Origin of the sequence: Enterovibrio norvegicus, assembly GCF_002876705.1 — a bacterium.
In the GTDB taxonomy this organism is placed as follows: domain Bacteria; phylum Pseudomonadota; class Gammaproteobacteria; order Enterobacterales; family Vibrionaceae; genus Enterovibrio; species Enterovibrio norvegicus_B.
The window spans coordinates 18,906-35,956 of sequence record NZ_MDAG01000022.1 but is presented as its reverse complement, the minus strand read 5'-3'; the positions used below and the strand labels follow the sequence as shown (position 1 = coordinate 35,956).

At 50.1% G+C, this 17,051-nt stretch carries 16 protein-coding genes and 1 pseudogene; 10 read left to right on the top strand and 7 right to left on the bottom strand.

Features of this window, described 5'->3' with window-relative positions:
* Positions 1–11 precede the first annotated feature (11 nt).
* Genes BCT27_RS13390 through BCT27_RS13345 form a run of 10 tightly spaced genes read left to right on the top strand, consistent with a single transcriptional unit; the run spans position 12 to position 10,782 of the window.
* Entirely contained in the window at positions 12–1,697 is a 1,686-nt protein-coding gene (locus tag BCT27_RS13390) for a glycosyltransferase family 2 protein (protein WP_102396010.1), read from the top strand.
* The gene (locus BCT27_RS13385) at positions 1,690–3,234 is read left to right on the top strand and encodes an HAL/PAL/TAL family ammonia-lyase (RefSeq protein ID WP_102318172.1); all 1,545 of its coding nucleotides are present in this window, start codon (positions 1,690–1,692) and stop codon (positions 3,232–3,234) included. The genes BCT27_RS13390 and BCT27_RS13385 overlap by 8 nt, the downstream gene beginning before the upstream one ends.
* A 1-nt stretch (position 3,235) precedes the next feature.
* The gene (locus tag BCT27_RS13380) at positions 3,236–3,664 is read left to right on the top strand and encodes an acyl-CoA thioesterase (RefSeq protein WP_026024715.1); all 429 of its coding nucleotides are present in this window, start codon (positions 3,236–3,238) and stop codon (positions 3,662–3,664) included.
* The gene (locus tag BCT27_RS13375) at positions 3,654–4,271 is read left to right on the top strand and encodes a LolA family protein (RefSeq protein ID WP_102318173.1); all 618 of its coding nucleotides are present in this window, start codon (positions 3,654–3,656) and stop codon (positions 4,269–4,271) included. Before BCT27_RS13380 ends, BCT27_RS13375 begins: the two co-directional genes overlap by 11 nt.
* Positions 4,255–6,561, top strand: coding sequence for an MMPL family transporter (locus tag BCT27_RS13370; protein ID WP_241908572.1), 2,307 nt, complete (start codon positions 4,255–4,257; stop codon positions 6,559–6,561). Before BCT27_RS13375 ends, BCT27_RS13370 begins: the two co-directional genes overlap by 17 nt.
* Entirely contained in the window at positions 6,558–7,160 is a 603-nt protein-coding gene (locus BCT27_RS13365; RefSeq protein WP_102396009.1) for a DUF3261 domain-containing protein, read from the top strand. The genes BCT27_RS13370 and BCT27_RS13365 overlap by 4 nt, the downstream gene beginning before the upstream one ends.
* 25 nt (positions 7,161–7,185) lie before the next feature.
* Positions 7,186–8,370 carry a beta-ketoacyl-[acyl-carrier-protein] synthase family protein gene (locus BCT27_RS13360; protein WP_102396008.1) on the top strand — a complete coding sequence of 395 codons (1,185 nt, stop codon included), beginning with the start codon at positions 7,186–7,188 and terminating at the stop codon, positions 8,368–8,370.
* On the top strand, positions 8,367–8,831 hold the full coding sequence (locus tag BCT27_RS13355) for a hotdog family protein (protein ID WP_102318176.1): 465 nt from the start codon (positions 8,367–8,369) through the stop codon (positions 8,829–8,831). Before BCT27_RS13360 ends, BCT27_RS13355 begins: the two co-directional genes overlap by 4 nt.
* Complete coding sequence (locus tag BCT27_RS13350; protein WP_102396007.1) at positions 8,828–9,553, top strand: 3-ketoacyl-ACP reductase FabG2; 726 nt, start codon at positions 8,828–8,830, stop codon at positions 9,551–9,553. Before BCT27_RS13355 ends, BCT27_RS13350 begins: the two co-directional genes overlap by 4 nt.
* Positions 9,550–10,782, top strand: a complete 1,233-nt coding sequence (locus BCT27_RS13345) for a beta-ketoacyl-ACP synthase (protein WP_102318178.1) — start codon at positions 9,550–9,552, stop codon at positions 10,780–10,782. Before BCT27_RS13350 ends, BCT27_RS13345 begins: the two co-directional genes overlap by 4 nt.
* Positions 10,783–10,869: 87 nt before the next feature.
* Here the strand turns inward: BCT27_RS13345 and acpS are convergent, their stop codons facing one another.
* The 7 genes and pseudogenes from acpS to lepA form a co-directional block, all read right to left on the bottom strand.
* Positions 10,870–11,250 (bottom strand): holo-ACP synthase, encoded by a 381-nt coding sequence (gene acpS / locus BCT27_RS13340; RefSeq protein ID WP_102318179.1) that lies wholly within the window; start codon positions 11,248–11,250, stop codon positions 10,870–10,872.
* Positions 11,250–11,981: a pyridoxine 5'-phosphate synthase gene (gene pdxJ / locus BCT27_RS13335; protein WP_017011806.1), complete on the bottom strand. Its 732-nt coding sequence runs from the start codon at positions 11,979–11,981 to the stop codon at positions 11,250–11,252. The genes acpS and pdxJ overlap by 1 nt, the downstream gene beginning before the upstream one ends.
* On the bottom strand, positions 11,978–12,691 hold the full coding sequence (gene recO / locus BCT27_RS13330; protein WP_017011805.1) for a DNA repair protein RecO: 714 nt from the start codon (positions 12,689–12,691) through the stop codon (positions 11,978–11,980). The genes pdxJ and recO overlap by 4 nt, the downstream gene beginning before the upstream one ends.
* 32 nt (positions 12,692–12,723) lie before the next feature.
* A pseudogene (era, locus tag BCT27_RS13325) lies at positions 12,724–13,623 on the bottom strand (GTPase Era); the annotation flags it as partial.
* Between the two features lie 11 nt (positions 13,624–13,634).
* Positions 13,635–14,309 (bottom strand): ribonuclease III, encoded by a 675-nt coding sequence (gene rnc / locus BCT27_RS13320; RefSeq protein WP_017014403.1) that lies wholly within the window; start codon positions 14,307–14,309, stop codon positions 13,635–13,637.
* Between the two features lie 11 nt (positions 14,310–14,320).
* The gene (gene lepB / locus BCT27_RS13315) at positions 14,321–15,220 is read right to left on the bottom strand and encodes a signal peptidase I (RefSeq protein ID WP_102318181.1); all 900 of its coding nucleotides are present in this window, start codon (positions 15,218–15,220) and stop codon (positions 14,321–14,323) included.
* Positions 15,221–15,250: 30 nt separating this feature from the next.
* The gene (lepA, locus tag BCT27_RS13310; RefSeq protein ID WP_017011801.1) at positions 15,251–17,047 is read right to left on the bottom strand and encodes a translation elongation factor 4; all 1,797 of its coding nucleotides are present in this window, start codon (positions 17,045–17,047) and stop codon (positions 15,251–15,253) included.
* Positions 17,048–17,051 lie beyond the last annotated feature (4 nt).

Genomic DNA, 17,051 nt, shown 5'->3' with positions numbered 1-17,051 from the left:
ATTAACGTCGTATGAGTAGTTATCGACCCTGTTTTCTGATCCCCTGCTACAACCATGGCAATACGGTGCATGGTGTTGTTCAGCAGTTGATGCCCTTTGGTTTTGACGTGTTGCTGGTGGATGACGGTAGCAATGCTGACACCAAAGCCGCCCTGGCCTATAGCGCCCTTTTACCTAACGTCACCCTACTGACCTTGAAAGAAAATCAAGGCAAAGGTGGCGCCGTGATGGCTGGGCTGAAAGAAGCGCAGAGACTGGGCTACTCCCATGCAATTCAAGTTGATGCCGACGGGCAGCATGATACGCAGGCATTACCCGAGCTTATCCACACCTCGGAAAACAACCCGAATGCTTTGGTCTCAGGCAAACCGATTTATGATGCGTCCATTCCCGCGTCTCGTCGCTATGGTCGCTACATCACGCACTTCTGGGTGATGTTAGAAACCCTCTCGACCTCCGTCAAAGACACCATGTGCGGTTTTCGCGCCTATCCGTTGACGCAAACGCTGGCAGTCATCGACGGTGCAGCCATTGGCACTCGCATGGATTTTGACATTGAGATCATGGTGCGCCTCTACTGGGGCGACACTGACATCTTGTTTGTTGATACGCGGGTGATCTACCCAGAAGATGGCATCTCGCATTTCGATGCGTTGAAAGACAACGTGCGCATCAGCAAAATGCACAGCAAATTGTTCTTCTCGATGTTTCCTAAAATTCCGCATTTGCTCAGCAGAAAGCGTCGAAAAGCCAAGCATTGGTCAACGCAAAAAGAACGTGGCACCATCCTCGGCATTAAAATCCTGCTCGGATCTTACCGCTTATTAGGGCGTGGGTTTTTCAGCCTGCTTCTGCGCGTCGTCATGGCGTACTACTGGCTAACGGGCAAATCCGCAAAGCGCGCATCTGAGCAATATTTAGCGCGATTGAATGCCTACGGTGTGGAGCAAAACATCACGTTCCCTGAAAAGATGACATCGTATAAGCACTTGTTATCTTTCGGAGAAACCATGCTCGACAAACTCGCGGCATGGCAAGGTGACTTCGACGAGAGCAATTTAACTATAAGTGGCGCGGAACATTTTCATGACTCTGTGTCACAAAGCAAAGGTGCAGTGTTATTAGGCTCGCATCTGGGAAATATTGAACTGTGTAGAGCGTTGAGCCGTCGACACACAGGTGTGAAAATAAACGCCTTGGTGTTTACTGAACATGCAGTTCAATTTAACTCGGTAATGGAAGCTGTTAACCCAGACTCCGCCGTGAACCTGATTCAAGTGACCAACCTTGGCCCTGACACCGCGATCATGTTGCAACAGAAAATCGATCAAGGGGAATGGATTGTCATCGTTGGAGACCGGACATCAGTGACCCGCGAAGGGCGCGTTGTGATGGCCGATTTTCTTGGTCAACCTGCGCCATTCCCACAAGGTCCTTTTGTGCTCGCGTCGGTATTGAAAGCCCCCGTCTTTCTTCTATTTGGCCTCAGAGCCCAAAGCGAAAGCGGTCCGCACTTCAACGTCTACTTCGAACCTTTTCATGACCCGATTGTACTGCCTCGCGGAAGGCGAGAAGAAGCACTTCAAGACGTAGTACAACAATACGCTTCGCGTTTGGAACACTACACCCTTTTAGCACCACTCCAATGGTACAACTTTTTCAATTTCTGGCAGTTAGCGGGTAAAAATAATGAATAAGATTTCTGACAACCCTATTGTGTTTGGGGATGATCAGCTCACCATCGAGTCTGTTGTCGCCATCGCGAATGGACAACACGCTGCATTAAACAGCGATCCTGAATTCAGCGCGCGCATTGACCGCGGCACCAAGTTCTTGGAGCGTTTGTTGAAAGAAGAAGGCGTGATTTATGGCGTCACCACCGGGTACGGGGATTCTTGTACCGTGGCGATTCCGCCTTCTCTTGTTGATGAACTCCCCCTTCACCTCACGCGTTTTCACGGTTGTGGATTGGGACAAAACCTAGACCACGCCCAAAGCCGCGCTGTATTGGCAACGCGCCTGAACTCCTTAACCCAAGGCGTATCTGGCGTAAGCATGGAGCTGCTTAATCAACTTACTGCTTTGATCAATCACGACATCTCACCGCGCATTCCTCAAGAAGGTTCCGTAGGCGCAAGTGGCGACCTAACGCCGCTCTCTTATGTTGCCGCGACCCTTATCGGTGAGCGTGAAGTGATTTACAAAGGTGAGATTCGCCCAACGGCGGAAGTGTTTGCTGAGCTTGGCATTAAGCCCATCAAACTCAAGCCCAAAGAAGGCTTGGCGATGATGAACGGGACGTCAGTCATGACGGCACTCGCGTGTCTTGCGTTCAAACGTGCGGAGTACCTGACCCAGCTTTCAACGCGCATTACCGCCATGGTTTCTCTTGCAATGCAAGGCAACGATTTCCACTTTGATGAAGCCCTTTTTGCCGTAAAACCGCATCCAGGTCAGCAGCAAATTGCGGCTTGGTTGCGCGATGATCTGCAAGCCGATCGTCCGCCACGAAACAGCGATCGTCTGCAAGACCGTTATTCGCTGCGCTGCGCACCCCATGTCATCGGTGTGCTTCAAGATACCCTGCCGTGGCTGCGCCAAATGATCGAAAACGAGCTAAACAGCGCGAACGACAATCCCATCATTGATGGTGATAACGAGCGCGTACTACACGGCGGACACTTCTACGGTGGCCACATTGCCATGGCAATGGACACACTGAAAACCGCGGTAGCAAACATCGCCGATCTGCTTGATCGTCAAATGGCACAATTGATGGACTACAAGTTCAACAACGGACTGCCGTTTAACCTCACGGGCGCTGAAGGCGAGAGAAAGCCAATTAACCATGGTTTTAAAGCGGTACAAATCGGCATTTCAGCATGGACAGCGGAAGCGCTGAAAAACACAATGCCAGCCAGTGTCTTTTCGCGTTCCACTGAATGTCATAACCAAGATAAAGTCAGCATGGGCACCATCGCCTCGCGCGATTGTCTTCGTGTGCTGGAATTGACAGAGCAAGTCACCGCCGCAAGTTTGCTTGCAGCGACACAGGCGCTTGAAATTCGCATTCGCAAAGGCGAACTCAACATGAATCACTTAAGCCCAGCACTTCGTCAGATGATGAAAGACGTGCAGAGCGATTTTGATTTCGTGGTTGAAGACCGCCCGTTGGAGCAGGATTTACGTCGCTTTATCGATCGTATCCAGCATCAAGGTTGGGAGCTTTACTAGTATGCCAGAAGCCACTTTACAGGCTGAGGTTACTCTAAGGACGGCGTTTCAGGACGCCGATCCTATGGGTGTGATCTACCACGGAAACTATTTCCGCTTTTTCGAAGAAGCCCGTCGCGCCATGATGGAACAACTCGATTATGGCTACATGGCGATGAAAGAGTCAGGCTACATGTGGCCAATCATTGATGCGGCAGTGCGCTACGTTAAACCCATCAAGTTTGACCAATCCATCATCGTTACCGCAAAGCTCACTGAATGGGAAAACCGTCTTCGCACTGATTACGTGATTTACGATGCAGCCACCCGCAAACGCTTAACCAAAGGCCACACCATTCAAGTGGCCGTCAGCATCGACACAGAAGAGATGTGTTTTGTCTCTCCGACCGTCTTTACCCAAAAACTCGAGGCGTACCTGAGTGCTCAATAAATGCCGCCGTTTGTTCTCCGCGCTATTGCTGTTTGTGTGTGTCTTTCCTGCGCACGCATTAACCTTGTCTGATTTACAGACACGCCTTTCAGCACATGACATCACACGTGGTGATTTTACCCAAACGCGTCATCTCGCCATGTTGGACATGCCATTGGTGTCACAAGGTGCATTCCTATTGAGCCAGACCGACGGCCTATTGTGGCAACAAGCAACACCCTTTCCGCTGTCCTTGGTATTAACAGGGAAAACCCTGACACAGCGCATCCCTGGGCAAGCAGACAACATCGTCAATGCGGATGACAATCCGATGGTGTTCTACTTCAGTCGTTTATTTTTGTCTCTGTTCCAAGGTGATACCGACGCTCTAGCAGCGCAGTTTGATTTGCAGCTAACGGGAACCACAGAGAAGTGGAATTTGGTGTTAACCCCAAAGCAACCGCCGTTGTCTCAGGTATTTAAAGAAATCACGCTTCAAGGCGCAGAGCACATCGATATGTTGACCTTGCACGAAGTCAGAGGTGATCATTCAGAGATTCGCTTTACCAATGTGACCTTCACACCCACGAACCTGACAGAAGAAGAACTAGGTGAATTTGCTGACTAAAGCAACAGGCTGGTTGCTTGTTCTTGTTTTGCTCTTCGCAACCTCACTTTGGCGCCAGCCTAGTGATTTGCCAATGTTGGACACTGATGTCCTCAATCTTCTGCCTAAAAACCAACAAGACCCATTGGCACAAAAGGCGTTCCAACAAGCGGCCGAGAACATTGAAGATCAGGTTGTTATTCTTGTCGGTCACGCGTCGCCAAGTGTTGCCATTGAAGCCACAAAAGCACTTGCCTCCCAGCTAACACACCTTCCGTTGTTTGATAGCGTCACAGCAGAGATTTCTGACGATGAGCAAAACTCGTGGGGCACTGTCTTTGCGCCGGTGAAAGCGCAACTGCTGACGACAGAACAACATCAAAGGCTCACAGACAGCCCTGCCGCACAAACAGCGTATGTCATTCAATCTATCTACAACCCCTTCTCAGGCGTCACGGGGGCAGAGCTCGCACACGATCCTTTCTTATTGTTCCGCGATGTTTTATTACACCTCGGTGCACAAAATAGCCGTTTTACCTTAAAAGACAATGTGCTCACGACCCTGTTCGAAGGCAAGACTTACACGCTGCTACGAGCAAACCTTTCTGGCAGCGCCTACAGTGTGCCAATACAAGAACAGCTCATAGATTTGTATCAGGCAGAAGCGCAGCTGAAAACGCAGTACGGTGTGGATGTTCTGCATACCGGGGCGGTGTTTTACGCGGCCTTTGGCGCAGAGAGTGCACGGTCTGAAATCAGCACCATTGGTATTGGGTCCATGGTAGGCATTTTGCTCTTGGTGCTGTTTGTTTATCGCAGCCTTTTGCCCGTTAACCTCGCGCTGCTTTCCATTGGTTCTGGGGTTATCACTGCCTTTTCTGTCAGCTTGCTCGTCTTTGGACAAATTCACTTATTCAGCCTGGTCATTGGAGCCAGTTTGATCGGTGTTTCCATCGATTACTCTTTCCATTTCTTAACCGAAAGAATGGCAATGGGCGACAAATGGAACGCCAACGCTGGCTGGCGCGCGGTCGCCGTTCCTATCACGTTTGGCCTCGCCTCAACCTTAATTGCCTACCTGAGTATGTTTGCCGCGCCTTTCCCTGGCCTTCAGCAACTTGCCGTGTTCTCAGCGGCAGGGCTCATTGGCGCATACCTCAGCGTGATGTGCTGGTATCCCTTACTTGCCGCGAAGCCGGCAAAAAAAAGAACGCTGCCATGGCAACGCGCAGCGGCGTGGTGTCTCGCGCCTTGGCAAAACGCCTCATGGCAACGGGGCGTAGTGTGCATTGCACTGGGTATTGGCGCGCTCGGGTTAGGGTATGCCGATTACGATGACAACATTCAGCAGTTGCAGTCACTGCCACCGTCACTCAAACAACAAGAACAACGAATTCAAGATATTGCAGGGCTGGGAAGCAGTCAGCCTATGCTGTTGGTGCGCGGCAATAGCGAACAGGCGGTGCTCACGTCACTCAATGCATTAAGGCCGTCTCTTGATGCGCTTAAAGCCTTCGGTGATATCAGTGGTTACCAAACCCTCGCCGACTATGTGCCGCCCTTGTCGATACAAAAAGACAACTATCAACGCGTCGAAGCGCTTTATGCCTCACAGGCAGAAAAACTGGCGACGCAGCTCGGCTTGGCTGAGGTTCCGACACTCAAACAGGCTTTTACACCATTCACACTCCGTGATTTTTTACAGTCACCGAGTGGCCGTGAATTTCAACCGCTTTGGCTCGGTGACATTGACGATCAATCCGCAGCGCTCGTGTTGCTCCAAGATGTGTCTTCGCCTGCCAATGTGAAAGCCGCCCTTGCTCATCACTCCCATGTCAGTTGGCTCAACAAAGCCGAGGAAGTGTCGCGTCTGTTTGGCGATTACCGCCAGCGCATCAGCGTGCTCATTGGGTTGTCGTGCATCGTCATTCTTATCGTACTTAGCCTTCGCTTTGGCGTGAAAAACGCGTGCCGAATCCTTATCGCCCCCGTGTTGGCGGCAGGCGTTGGCTTGGCCGCAGGGGCATTGAGCAGTGTGCCAATGAACTTGTTCAACTTGCTGGCATTGTTTCTGGTGATGGGCATCGGCATTGATTACGCCCTCTTCTTTGCCGAGCAGAAAGACAGCCTTCGCGCGTGGGTAGCAAACACCTTAGCGGCGCTCACCACCTTGCTCGCGTTTGGTCTGCTGTCCCTTAGCAACACAGAAGCCATTCACAGCTTTGGCATTACGGTGCTCGTGGGTATCAGTGCCGCTTGGCTCCTTTCCCCCATCGCGATTCGCGCAAACAATAAGGTTATCGCTAAATGATCAAACGATTTGCGTTTCTCATCGCCTTGTCCATGAGCCTTATGGGCTGTTCCACCTTTTTTGGCACGCCTGCATCTAACAACCACGTTGAATTAGCAAAAGGGGCGTCGGTCACCTTGCCTACCCCCGCAGAATTTGGCAGCAGTGTAAGTGTTAGCCAACTCATTAACGCAGACTGGGAAAGTGAAGCTCACACGCTTCCGGTGCATTTAGAAATATCTTCTGAGCGTGTTGTGTTGGTCGGATTTTCCGCATGGGGAACGCGCCTAATAACCGCCACTTATCAGGATGGTGGTATTGAAGAAGATGCATTGGCCGGCCTCGGCATTGTGCTACCAGACAGCCGACAAATATTGATGAATTTGATGATTGCACTCTGGCCTGTTGAAGCGTGGGCACCGCATCTCAAGCCCATTGGTTGGACGCTGATCGAACAAGATAAGCATCGCATCTTACGCGATGCGAGCGGCGAAACCGTGGTTGAAATACAGTATGATGACCCCTTCAGATTGGGGACGGTGCCAGCCTTCATCCAGTACGAACACAAACAACAACATTATCGCATTACGATTAACACCCTAAGCCCGAACGGACGCTAATTTCAACACCAAGGCGGTAAACTTCATGACTCCCGTTTACATACATGCCTGCGGTGCGCATTCCGCACTTGGCAGCACTCTTGATGAGATTCATTCCAGCTTAAAAAGTGGCATTAGCCCAGGTATGTCTAGCGACCGCTTTCGATTGAACGATGACACCCTGGCAACCGTAGGCCGTGCAATGGGAGAGCTCCCTTCATTAGAAGGCGTACCTTCGCATCAGCAAACGCGTAATAACCAATTGGCACTTTCTGCGTTGTTGCAACTGTCTGATGCCGTGAACAATGCCAAAACACGGTTCAGTCCTGATCGCATCGCGGTGATTTTAGGTTCAAGCACCTCGGGGATTTCAGATGGCGAACGCGCGTTAAAACATCACATTGATCAGGGTGAATTCCCAAAAACTTACCATTACCACCAGCAAGAACTCGGTAACCTATCAGACTTCGTCAGTGATTATTTTGGGCTCACTGGATTACGCTATACGGTATCGACTGCGTGTTCATCCAGCGGCCGCGTTTTTCTCACCGCGAAACGTTTGTTAAAAGCGGGGCTTGCCGATGCGGTGATCGTTGGCGGTGCTGATAGCTTGTGTGCGTTAACAGTGAATGGGTTCCATGGGTTGGATTCAATCTCTCCAGAGCTTTGCAACCCATTCGGAGAGAACCGAAACGGAATCAATATTGGTGAGGCAGCGGCCTTTATGCTTCTCTCGCTTGAGCAGCCTTCTGACTTTCCTCACATTGCATTACTCGGCGCGGGAGACAGTTCTGATGCGCACCATATTTCAGCGCCCCACCCCGAAGGGGATGGTGCTGAACGAGCAATGAGAAACGCGCTGGAGGATGCGCATCTCACCGCGAATGACATTGGTTATGTGAATGCGCACGGTACGTCTACGCCATTGAACGATGCGATGGAATCTAAAGCCATTTTACGCACCTTTGGTGAACACGTACCTGTGAGTTCGACAAAGCCGCTGACGGGACACACGTTAGGCGCAGCCAGTGCCATTGAAGCCAGCATTTGTTGGCATGTATTGAAGCATTCACTGCCGCTACCCGTATCAAAGCATCAACAAGCGCATGCAACGGATGTTGCGCCGATTCGATTGGCACAGCTCGGCGATACACTGGAAAAACCGGCCATTTTGAGCAACTCCTTTGCGTTTGGCGGTAACAATATCAGCCTGATTTTTGGACACGTATGAAAACAGTACCTCACGTGAATGACTTGCTTCCTCACGAAGCACCCATGATCTTGATCGACGACATGATCGATGTGGGTGAAAAACACATTCACTGCCGCGTTACCTCAAAAGAGAGCAACCTCTTTTTTGATCAAGAGATAAAAGCGATCCCTGGTTGGGTCGGCATTGAGTTGATGGCCCAAACCATTGCTGCGTGGTCGGGGTATCACGCTTGGAATGAAGGCGGCGAACCGCCTGTTGGCTTCTTGCTCGGCAGTCGTCGCTACAACACTGACACCAGCGTATTTCCTGCTGGGCAGGTGCTAGATATTCATGCTGATCACATGATGGAAAGCAACGGCATGGCCGTTTTTGCTTGCCGAATAGAACATGACGGCGTTGAGATTGCCACCGCACAGCTCAACGCATTTGTACCGCCAAAAGAAAAACTCGAACAGATGATGAACAGGGATACCCAATGAACAGAGATGTACTGGTAACGGGTGCCAGCAAAGGCATCGGTAAAGCGATTGCGCTGCAACTCGCGAAAGATGGGTTTTCTGTGGTGGTGCACTATGGCCGAGATAAAGCAGGCGCAGAAGACACACTCGCTGCTATTCAAGCTGAAAATGGACAAGGTCGCCTCATCAGTTTTGACATCAGCAACCGTGAACAATGCAGTGAAACTTTAGAAGCCGATATTGCAGAACACGGTGGCTACTACGGCGTTGTGAACAACGCTGGCGTTACCGCAGATACCGCCTTCCCAGCGATGACAGCGGAAGAATGGGATGGCGTGGTTCATACCAACCTAGACAGTTTCTACAACGTGCTTCACCCATGCATCATGCCGATGCTTCAACGCCGCAGAGGCGGGCGCATTGTTACCATGGCGTCTGTTTCCGGTATGATGGGCAACCGCGGTCAAACCAATTACAGCGCGGCGAAAGCAGGTATTATCGGTGCAACAAAAGCACTGGCATTGGAGTTGGCCAAGCGAAAAGTCACGGTTAACTGCGTCGCACCCGGTTTGATCGATACAGGCATGATTGACGAGCATGTAAAAGAACATGCGCTGCCACAAGTTCCTTTGCGTCGCATGGGCGAACCTGAAGAAGTCGCAGGCCTTGTTAGCTATCTGATGTCAGACATCGCAGGTTATGTCACTCGACAAGTTATTTCAGTCAATGGAGGCCTCATATGAACCGCAGAGTTGTTGTCACTGGTATGTCCGGTGTCACTGCGTTTGGTAATAACTGGAAAGACGTTAGCGCGAAGCTTGATGAGCTTAAAAATGCCGTACGTTACATGCCAGATTACGAACAATATGACGGACTAAACACCAAACTCGCTGCACCGATCGACGATTTTATCGTGCCTTCTCATTACAACCGCAAGCAACTTCGCGGCATGGGCAGAGTCTCTAAACTCTCCACCGTGGCGACAGAAAATGCATTACTGCAAAGTGGTTTGATTGGCAATGACACGCTCACCGATGGCCGCACGGGTATCGCGTATGGCTCTTCTACGGGCAGCACGCCCGCTATCGGTGCCTTTGGTGTCATGTTGAATGATAAAACCACCAAAGCCATTACCGCGACCACTTATGTACAAATGATGCCACACACCACGGCGGTTAACGTGGGTCTGTTCTTTGGCCTTAAAGGCCGCGTTATTCCAACCAGCAGTGCATGTACGTCAGGCAGCCAAGCCATTGGCTATGCGTTCGAAGCCATTAAACATGGGTATCAAACGGCCATGGTTGCAGGCGGCGCTGAAGAGCTTTGCCCAACCGAATCTGCCGTGTTTGATACCCTTTTTGCGACAAGCTTGAGAAACGATGCGCCTGAAACGTCACCGCGCCCTTACGACAAAGACCGTGATGGCCTTGTGATCGGCGAAGGTGCAGGTACTTTGGTGCTGGAAGATTACGAGCATGCGGTTGCTCGTGGCGCGACGATTTTGGCTGAATTGGTCGGTTTTGCCAGCAACTGCGATGCTGCCCACGTGACACAGCCTAAAATGGAAACCATGCAAATTTGTATGGAAATGGCACTGCAAAACGCAGGCTTAACGCCCTCTCAAATTGGGTATGTTTCAGCGCATGGCACAGCAACAGAAAAAGGCGACATTGCTGAATCTCAAGCAACGTCAAACGTCTTTGGCAACCAAATGCCAATCAGTTCGATGAAAAGCTACTTTGGCCATACGCTCGGCGCATGCGGTGCGATTGAAGCCTGGCTTGCTATCGAAATGATGAATGAAGGCCGTTTTAGCCCGACACTAAATCTTGAAAACATCGATCCAGCCTGTGGCGACCTTGATTACATCCGAGGTGAAAACCGTCATATTGATTGCGATTACATCATGAGCAATAACTTTGCGTTTGGTGGTGTGAACACCTCCCTGATCTTTAAGCGTTTCCAAGCGTAAACGCACTCGGTCTCTTTACGTTTAAAAAGAGCCAGAGACAAAAATGCCCGCAATGTGCGGGCATTTTTATGTTTGTGCGTAGACTCATCAACGCTCTAATAGCACCGTCGCCACGGCATAGCGTTTTTCATCAGCAATGGTGAGCAAAATATTGGTCACGCCGCGCTCGTCAGCCATCTGCTTAGCAACACCTGAGAAGACCACAACAGGTTTACCCAAGGTATCGTTAGAGACTTCAAAGTCGTGAAACGTTACGCCACAGGCAATGCCTGTGCCTAAGGCTTTGGAGGCTGCTTCCTTTACCGCAAAACGCTTCGCAAGGTAGCGGGCTGGAAACTTGGTCGCGCCATATTTTTCGAGCTCAGAGTTCGTGAGCACACGCTTGGCAAAGGCATCTTGATTCCGCGCGATGATGTCATCAAATCGCGCGATTTCAACAATGTCTGTCCCTAGACCCACAACCGACATTAGCGACGCGCGTCCTGCATGATCACTTTCATGTCGGCCACGGCTTTTGACAGGCCATCAAACACGGCACGGCCCACAATCGAGTGACCGATGTTCAACTCGTAGATTTCAGGGATAGCCGCAATTGGCGTCACGTTGTGGTATGTCAGGCCATGACCCGCATTTACCTTGATGCCTTGATCAGCTGCGTAGCTCGCGGCGGCTGCAATTTTTTTCAGCTCAGCCTGCATGTCTTCATCAGATTCAGCATCGGCGTAGTGACCCGTATGAAGCTCGATGTAAGGTGCACCACAGGCTTTTGCAGCATCAATCTGCTCGCGATCAGCATCGATAAACAGTGACACTTTAATGCCTGCTTCCGTCAGTGTTTGAGTAGCCGCTTTCACTTTTTCAAGTTGCCCCACCACATCCAGTCCACCTTCAGTGGTCAGCTCTTCACGCTTCTCTGGCACCAAGCAAACATAAGCAGGTTTCACATCCAACGCGATAGCGACCATCTCATCTGTCACTGCCATTTCAAGGTTCATGCGTGTTTGCAGGGTATCTCTCAGCAAGTAAACATCGCGATCTTTAATGTGGCGACGGTCTTCACGGAGGTGAACTGTAATACCATCGGCACCTGCACGCTCTGCAATTTCAGCGGCATGGACAGGATCAGGGTACTTGGTGCCGCGTGCATTTCGAACGGTTGCCACGTGGTCAATATTAACGCCCAGATAAATGGTATTCATTGCGTAGATTTCCTTGTTCGTAACAAAAATAGCTCTCTGCTCTTGAGAGGCTTTGAGCCAAGATAAGGCTTGAGGGCCAGCCGTGTAAAGCGCTTGGCGGCTTTTAACTGTTCAGTGGTCGAGAATTGGCGACTTGAGAGCGCAATTAAGTCACTGCCTTGAAATGCAAGGTTGTGGCTCTTCATGAGCGAGGCAACAAATCCCATTTGCTCTCGGAATATATATGTCATTCCTTCCCCAACGGGTTCACCGCTGCCGGCACAATGCAGAAAATCGACGCCATAGCCCAACGATTCCAACAAGGCTAACTCAAATCGGCGTAGTGCAGGTTCAGGGTTTTCGAATTGTGCGAGCTCTGTTAATGCAGAAACGTAGTCGAAGAACAATTGGTGATACGCCGTTTCAGGCTCAACCACGCGACTGAGAATTTCATTGAGGTAGAAACCAGAAAAGAGAGCGTTACCAGAAAGAGGAATAGCAAGGCCCATAGCTTCAGCGTGACGCATCGTATGCATCTCACCGCGACCAGACCATTTCATTAAAAGCGGGGTAAAAGGCTGAAGTGCGCCTTTTAGGGGAGAGCGTTTACCACGAGCGCCTTTTGCCATAAGGCTAACGCGCCCGTGATTTTCGCTAAAGACATCCAGAATAAGGCTGGTTTCGCTATAAGGGCGAGAGTGCAAGACAAAGCAACGCTGCAAGCCTTCCATATCCCACCTTTCTTATTCTGAATGTTCGGCGATCAAAGATCGTCGATGTAGCCAAGGCTGCGCAGTGCACGTTCGTCGTCTGCCCAACCTGATTTCACTTTCACCCATAGCTCTAGGTAGACTTTGCGTTCAAACAAATCTTCCATGTCTAGGCGGGCTTCGCGACCGATGGTTTTGATTTTGTCGCCACCTTTGCCGATCACCATGCGCTTTTGACCATTACGCTCAACCAAGATCAGGCCATTGATTTCAAAGCCATCAGTGTCTGGGTTGTAGTCAAAGCGCTCAATCTCAACGGTGACGGCATACGGCAGTTCATCGCCCGTAAAACGCATCAGCTTTTCACGGATGATTTCAGACGCCATAAAGCGCTGTGAACGGTCTGTCACGTAATCTTCTGGGAAGTACCAATCGCCTTCAGGCAAATGCGCACGCACCAGTTTCTCAACCACATCGATGTTTTTACCGCTCTTCGCAGAAACAGGCACAACATCAACGAAGTCCATCTTCTCGCTTAATGCTTGAAGGTGTGGGAACAAGTCCGCTTTTTCTTTTACGTTGTCGACTTTGTTGATCAGCAAAACAACGGGTAATTCAGACTTCTTGAGCTTGTTCAGCACCATTTCGTCATCGTCAGTCCAGTGTGTACCGTCAACAAGGAAGAGTACCAGTTCAACATCGGTCAATGAGCTTGATGCTGCGCGGTTCATCAATCGGTTGATGGTGCGTTTTTCTTCAATGTGAAGCCCAGGCGTATCCACGTATACCGCTTGGAAACCTTCGCGCGTATCGACACCCATGATGCGGTGACGCGTGGTTTGCGGTTTACGAGAAGTAATAGACAATTTCTGACCCACTAAACGGTTCAGAAGTGTCGATTTACCCACGTTAGGGCGGCCAACGATGGCGATAAAGCCACAGTGGTGAATTTCGTGCGTGTCTGTCATGAGTCCAGCTTTTCTAATGCTAGTTCTGCAGCCGCTTGCTCAGCCTTGCGACGACTACTGCCTTTACCTACTACAGGTCGTTCCAGACCTGCCACTTCACATTCAACCGTAAATTGCTGGTTGTGCGCCTCGCCTTGTACCTTCGTTACATTATAGGCAGGCAATGGCTTACGACGTCCTTGCAAGAATTCTTGCAACCGTGTTTTCGGGTCTTTTTGGTTCGCGCCGGGCATGATGGTGTCCAAGCGTTCTTTATACCAACCCAAAACAATCCCACGGACCGTTTCCAAATCGCTGTCGAGGTAGATTGCGCCGATAATTGCTTCTACAGCATCAGCAAGGATAGAGTCGCGACGGAAACCGCCACTTTTCAACTCACCCGGCCCCAATTGCAATACATCACCCAGTTCGAACTCACGGCCTAGCTCAGCCAGAGTATTACCACGAACCAAGGTCGCACGCATGCGGCTCATGTCACCTTCATCAACGTTCGGGAAACGATGGTAGAGATCGTCAGCAACAACGAAACTCAAAATAGAATCACCCAGAAACTCTAAACGCTCGTTGTGTTGACCACTAGCACTGCGGTGAGTAAGGGCAAGACTAAGAAGCGCCATATCGCGAAATTCATACGCAATACGACGCTGTAATTTATTTGTTGGTGTTGTCATGTTGTTCCAAGTTAATCAATGCCGCCGATACGCTCGAAGCGCACGCCGACAGGTACCCATGATGGCAAGAAGCTATCGCCTTGCTCATCAAATTCAAAACTGGTCCAGATACCTACTGCTTTACCCACCAAATTGGCTTCTGGGACAAAGCCCCAGAATCGGCTGTCTTTACTGTTGTCACGGTTATCACCCATCACAAAGTATTGCCCTTCAGGTACAACCCACTCACCCTGTCCTGGGGTTGGGTAGTACTGACCCGCCTGATTCGGCATGTAAGGGTTAACCAAAATTTGGTGTGGTTCTTGGCCAAGCTGTTCTTGCGCTTGAATAAGCGACACACCGCGCTGCGTAAACGGGCTTTCGTGGACATCGTCCACAGCGACCAATTCACACGTAGACTCACCTTTTTGTTGAACACAAAGGCGCTTGTCTTCGCTGTAACGCACGATGTCGCCCGGCATACCGACTACACGTTTAATGAAATCAATGCTCGGTTGCGGTGGGTATTTAAATACCACAACATCACCACGTTCTGGTTGTCCCGTCTCAACAAGCTGATGACGGAACACCGGATCTTTCAAGCCGTAAGCAAACTTCTCAACCAAGATGAAGTCACCCACCAGCAAAGTAGGCATCATAGAGCCTGAAGGAATTTGGAAAGGCTCGTAAATAAACGAGCGCAATACCAATACAAGGCCGATAACAGGGAACACAGAAGCGGCGGTTTCCACCCAGCTAGGCTGAGGGGCAACTTGTGCGATCTGTTCTTCACTTATCTCACCACTTGCCAGATTGAGCGTTTCTGCCGCTTGTTCGGCGCGACGTGGTGCCCATCTGAATTTATCCAGTGCCCAGATAATCCCAGTCAATAGGGTGACCAGCACCAGAATCAGTGAGAAAGTATTTGCCATAGTGTTCCCTTAACCCTTAATCCTTTTTTATTATTTGTCTTTGCCTACATGCAGAATTGCGAGGAACGCTTCTTGTGGCAGCTCGACGTTACCGATCTGCTTCATGCGTTTCTTACCGTCTTTCTGCTTCTGCAGTAGTTTTTTCTTACGGCTAATATCACCACCGTAACATTTTGCAATCACGTTCTTACGCAATTGTTTCACGGTTGAACGTGCAATGATGTGTGTGCCGATCGCTGCTTGGATCGCGATATCAAACTGCTGACGAGGGATGAATTCTTTCATCTTCTCAACCAGATCACGACCACGATTCTGAGCGTGATCTTTGTGCGTAATGATCGCCAACGCATCGACGTTATCGCCGTTCAATAGCACGTCAACACGCACCATGTTTGATGCTTCGTAGCGTTGGAAGTTGTAATCCAGTGACGCGTAGCCACGTGACGTTGATTTCAGACGGTCAAAGAAGTCCAAAACCACTTCAGCCATTGGAATGTCGTACGTCAATGCAACTTGTTTACCGTGGTAAACCATGTCCACTTGCATGCCGCGTTTTTCGACACACAATGTGATCACATTACCAAGGTATTCAGAAGGCACTAGAATATGGCAGCGAGCAATCGGCTCACCCATGATCTCAATGTCGTTTACCGCAGGCAATTTCGCTGGGCTATCGACATATAAGATATCGCCATTTGTTTTCTTCACTTCGTACACTACGGTTGGTGCTGTTGTAATCAGCTCCAAATCGTATTCACGCTCAAGACGCTCTTGAATGATCTCCATGTGCAACATGCCAAGGAAACCACAACGGAAACCGAAACCTAGAGCAGCAGAGCTTTCTGGTTCGTAGAATAGTGATGCATCATTCAGGCTAAGCTTACCTAGCGCATCACGGAAGTTCTCGTAATCATCCGAAGAGATAGGGAACAAACCCGCATACACCTGTGGCTTCACTTTTTTAAAGCCAGGAAGCGCAGCTTCTGCACCGTTTTTCGCGTGAGTCAGCGTATCACCAACCGGTGCGCCAAGAATGTCTTTGATACCACATACAACCCAGCCCACTTCACCAGTGCGCAGCCCTTGAGTATCTTTTTGTTTTGGTGTGAAGATACCGATGCGATCAACGCCCCAGACTTGACCCGTCGTCATCACCTTGATCTTGTCACCTTTCTTCAATTCGCCATGTTTAATACGAACGAGGGAAACAACACCTAAGTAGTTATCGAACCATGAATCAATGATCAATGCTTGCAAAGGTGCCTTTGGGTCACCTTCTGGCGCAGGGATATTTTTCACGATATCTTCAAGGACAAGATCAACACCCAAACCTGTTTTCGCAGAACAGCGAACAGCTTCAGTGGCATCAATACCGACAATGTCTTCAATTTCTTCAGCAACACGATCAGGATCGGCAGCTGGCAAATCAATTTTGTTGAGAACTGGAACCACTTCAAGGTCCATCTCAATGGCTGTGTAGCAGTTAGCTAGTGTCTGAGCTTCTACGCCCTGACCCGCGTCAACCACCAGCAAAGCACCTTCACAGGCCGCCAGAGAACGTGATACTTCGTAAGAGAAGTCAACGTGTCCTGGGGTGTCGATGAAGTTCAGCTGATAGGTTTCCCCATCATTGGCTGTGTAATTCAGCGTCACACTCTGTGCTTTGATGGTGATACCACGTTCGCGCTCTAGATCCATAGAATCCAGAACCTGTGCGGCCATTTCACGGTCTGATAGACCACCGCAAACCTGGATAAGACGGTCTGACAGCGTCGACTTACCGTGGTCAATGTGGGCAATAATCGAAAAGTTACGAATGTGCTTCATAGAT